The sequence below is a fragment of the Microbacterium sp. genome (genome assembly GCF_036277215.1).
Classification (GTDB): Bacteria; Actinomycetota; Actinomycetes; order Actinomycetales; family Microbacteriaceae; genus Microbacterium.
Map to the genome: position 1 here is coordinate 1 of NZ_DASUNI010000091.1, position 3,339 is coordinate 3,339.

Consider the following 3,339-nt stretch of genomic DNA (forward strand, 5'->3'; position numbering starts at 1 on the left):
ATCGAGGAGGAACAGCGTGTTGATTCCCCAGATGAACGATGCCGCGAGTGTGTTGCCCAGCATCAGCGTGTAGTACGTGCCCTGCACTCTGCGAGGACTCGGCAAGGCCGTTGCTGCGTTCATCGAGGCCGACAGTATCCCGACCCGGCGACACCGTCTACACCTCGCGGTGCGCGCGGGGCGGGGGCTCCGCTGCCAGCCCCTGTCAGCACGCATGGCGGAGGGTATGGGCGATCCGGAGGGCCGAATGTGCGGCATCCGTCCTCCCGTCTGCACATCTCCTCCCGGCTGCGCGCGCGGGTTCCTCCCCAGCATCACGACCGCGAGTTTCTGCCCCCGGTTTGCGGTGAGCCGCTGTCGGGCCCCGCCGGCCGCGCGAGGCTCGGACCGTGACTGGGATTCAGGATCCAGCAGCCGCGCGTCGCGCGGGTGCACCTCCCGCAGCGGAAAGCGCCGCAACGAGGGCGATGCGCATGCTCGCGGCCGAGCGCGGCGGAGTCGTGCGGACACGCGTGTTCCTCGACGCCGGGTGGGGGCGACGAGCGGTCGACCGCGCGGTATCGAGTGGCGCGCTCCGCCGCGTCCGGACGGGCTGGGTCGCCACGGCCGACGCCGACGCGAACCTGGTGGCGGCGGCGCGCACCGGTGTCGTGCTGACGTGTACCAGCCAGGCGCGTCGGCTCGGTCTGTGGGTGCTCGACGACCAGGGCATGCACGTCGCTGCTCGAGCGCATGCGGGTCATGTCGGGGCGGTGAAGGCGACCGTCCACTGGTCGCGGCCGCTCGTGCCGCGGCATCCGGATCTACTCGCCGATCCGATCGAGAACGTCCTCGGGCTGGTTGCGACGTGCCAGCCGTTCGAGAGTGCCTTCGCAGTGTGGGAATCCGCGCTCAACCAGGGCCTCGTCGACGTGCAGGCGCTCCGTCGGCTGAAGCTGCCGCCGGCGGCGCGGCGTCTTGCCGAGCAAGTGCGGCCGTTCTCCGACTCCGGACTCGAGTCGATCGCCATTCCTCGTCTGCGCTGGCTGCGGCTGCCCCTTCGCCAGCAGGTGTGGATCGCAGGTCATCGCGTCGATCTGCTGATCGGCGACAGGCTCGTGCTGCAGGTCGATGGCGGCCACCACGTCGGAGCGCAGCGGGAGAGCGACATCTCACACGATGCCGCGCTGATGCTCATGGGGTACCACGTGATCCGCGTGGGGTAGGACCAGGTCGTTCACCGGTGGCACGAGGTGCAGGACCTGGTCATGCGAGCGATTGCGCAAGGCCTGCACCGGGCAGACTGAGGTGTCGATCGTCGCGTGCAGTGCGGAGGCGATGTGCAAGGCGGAGGCCGAATGCGGGGAATCCTTCCTCCCGTCTGCGCATGTCCTACCGGACGCACGGCGTAGAACATCGGATGCCGAGGCCTCCCCGCGACTCACTGCCTCCAGAACCGCGGCGGGCCGGGGGTCGGGCGACGCGGCACGTAGCGGTTCCACGTGCTGCGGAACGTCCAGTTGCCGTAGACGAAGAAGATCCCGAAGTACACGATGCCCACAGCGATGCCGCCGGCGATGGCCCAGCCGACCGTTCCGCCGCTGGAGACGACGATGGCGCCGGTGAGCAGGCCGAAGACGCACGAGTTCACCACGATGAGCAGGACGAAGGAGCTGCCGACGAGCACGCTCACGCTCCGATGGCGCAAGAACGAGTAGGTCAGCTCCATGCCCTTCCGGTCGTCGTAGACCGAGGACAGGAAGTATTCGGCGACCTGCGGATCGAGATCGACGTACCCGCTGCGCAGGCGGTTCATCGCGACGACGTACATCATGTCCTCTTCCGCCACGTTGAGGACGCGCGTCTGGGTCATGAGCCCGATCATCGCGAGGAAGGCCAGGATCGCCAGTGACGCTCCGCCGAACCACCCCACGAAATCGGATGCCTGCCCCAGCAATCCGATCGTCACGAGCCCCGCCGACACCAGGGTGAGGAAGATCGTGATGCGGCTGAGGACCTCGCTCTGCGCAGTGCTGCGGGCCGCGAGGAGACCCCAGTGCTCCGTCGCCAGGATCTGTGCGCGGCGCCCGAGCGCGGCATCCGAGTCCACCGGATCGGCGGGGCCGATGGACGCCGGCGCGTCCGCCGGCCCACCGGATTCCGGCGATCCGGTCGGCTGGGGAGGCGCGGCCTCGATCATGCCTCACATTGTGCACCCGGCCGGCGCCGTGCCGACAGAGCCGCCTCAACTGTCCTCCGAAGTGGGGACAGACAGGTTGTTGCGCGCTTCATAGGCTGGTTGACGTAGGACATCCGCTGAACCGGAGCCGCCAGGATTCGGGCCTTTGCGGCTTCTGTGTTCACTGAACGCGGAAGAGAGACCCCCGGTGTCCCCCCGGAATCGGGGGTCTCTCCACGCAGCTGACCCTGTCACCGGCCGTCACCCGTCAACTCCCACGACGGCGACCTTCTTACGGCTCGTCAAGGGACGCCTTTGAGCGACTGTCTCGTGCGTGGCGAACCGACAGCGGGTGCTGTACGGTCAGGTTCCCTCGGGGTCCACCCTCGCCCCCGAACGTTCGTTCCCCGGGGGACTGCTTCAGACGCGCCTCACCGGTAGTTGATGAACTGCAGGTCCACGTCCAGGTCGGCGGCCTTGAGCAGACGCTGCACTTCCTGGAGGTCGTCGCGGCTCTTGGACTGCACGCGCAGCTCGTCGCCCTGGATCTGCGACTTGACGCCCTTGGGCCCCTCGTCGCGGATGATCTTGCCGATCTTCTTGGCGTTCTCCTGCGAGATGCCGTCCTTGATGGTCGACGTGAGTCGGTACTCCTTGCCGCTGGCGACCGGGTCACCCGACTCGAGGCTCTTCAGCGAGATGCCCCGCTTGACGAGCTTGGATTGGAAGACGTCGAGGACGGCCTTCGCGCGTTCCTCGGAATTCGCCTTGATGAGGACGGCTTCGCCGCTCCACTCGATCGAGGCGCCCGTCCCCTTGAAGTCGTAGCGCTGCTCGACCTCTTTCCGGGCCTGCTGGAGTGCGTTGTCGGCCTCCTGGTGGTCGACCTTGCTGACGATGTCGAAGGATGAATCAGCCATGCGCGGAAGTCTAACGGAGCCGGGATTGCCAGGCGGAGGACGGTGGTTCATGCAAGCGCTTGCACAAGGATGCCGCCTCCCGGCCCTCCCGTGCTGTCGAGAAGTCACAAACCCATATCGATACCCCTACGCGGAGGTTGCAAATCTCCGCGTTCGTGGTAACAATGTAAGCGCTTGCAGTTCTTGCGAGCGGAAGAACGGCCTTCGACGGTGCACTGCGCCGGCCCGGGCCGGTCATACCCCTACTGCACTTGAGAGAGG

At 67.1% G+C, this 3,339-nt stretch carries 3 protein-coding genes; 1 reads left to right on the plus strand and 2 read right to left on the minus strand.

Annotation, left to right across the window (positions count from 1 at the left end):
* Positions 1–389: 389 nt before the first annotated feature.
* Entirely contained in the window at positions 390–1,205 is an 816-nt protein-coding gene (locus tag VFX99_RS04670) for a type IV toxin-antitoxin system AbiEi family antitoxin domain-containing protein (RefSeq protein ID WP_329665151.1), read from the plus strand.
* A gap of 215 nt (positions 1,206–1,420) precedes the next feature.
* Here VFX99_RS04670 and VFX99_RS04675 read toward each other — a convergent pair whose 3' ends face one another.
* Together VFX99_RS04675 and VFX99_RS04680 are read right to left on the minus strand one after the other, a co-directional pair.
* Positions 1,421–2,179, minus strand: a complete 759-nt coding sequence (locus VFX99_RS04675; protein WP_329665152.1) for a hypothetical protein — start codon at positions 2,177–2,179, stop codon at positions 1,421–1,423.
* Positions 2,180–2,589: 410 nt separating this feature from the next.
* Positions 2,590–3,078, minus strand: a complete 489-nt coding sequence (locus VFX99_RS04680) for a YajQ family cyclic di-GMP-binding protein (protein ID WP_329665153.1) — start codon at positions 3,076–3,078, stop codon at positions 2,590–2,592.
* Positions 3,079–3,339: the final 261 nt, after the last annotated feature.

Bases quoted from the DNA above. Each gene is read 5' to 3' on its own strand.
- VFX99_RS04675 (WP_329665152.1), bottom strand. From the start codon at position 2,179: ATGATCGAGGCCGCGCCTCCCCAGCCGACCGGATCGCCGGAATCCGGT.
- VFX99_RS04680 (WP_329665153.1), bottom strand. From the start codon at position 3,078: ATGGCTGATTCATCCTTCGACATCGTCAGCAAGGTCGACCACCAGGAG.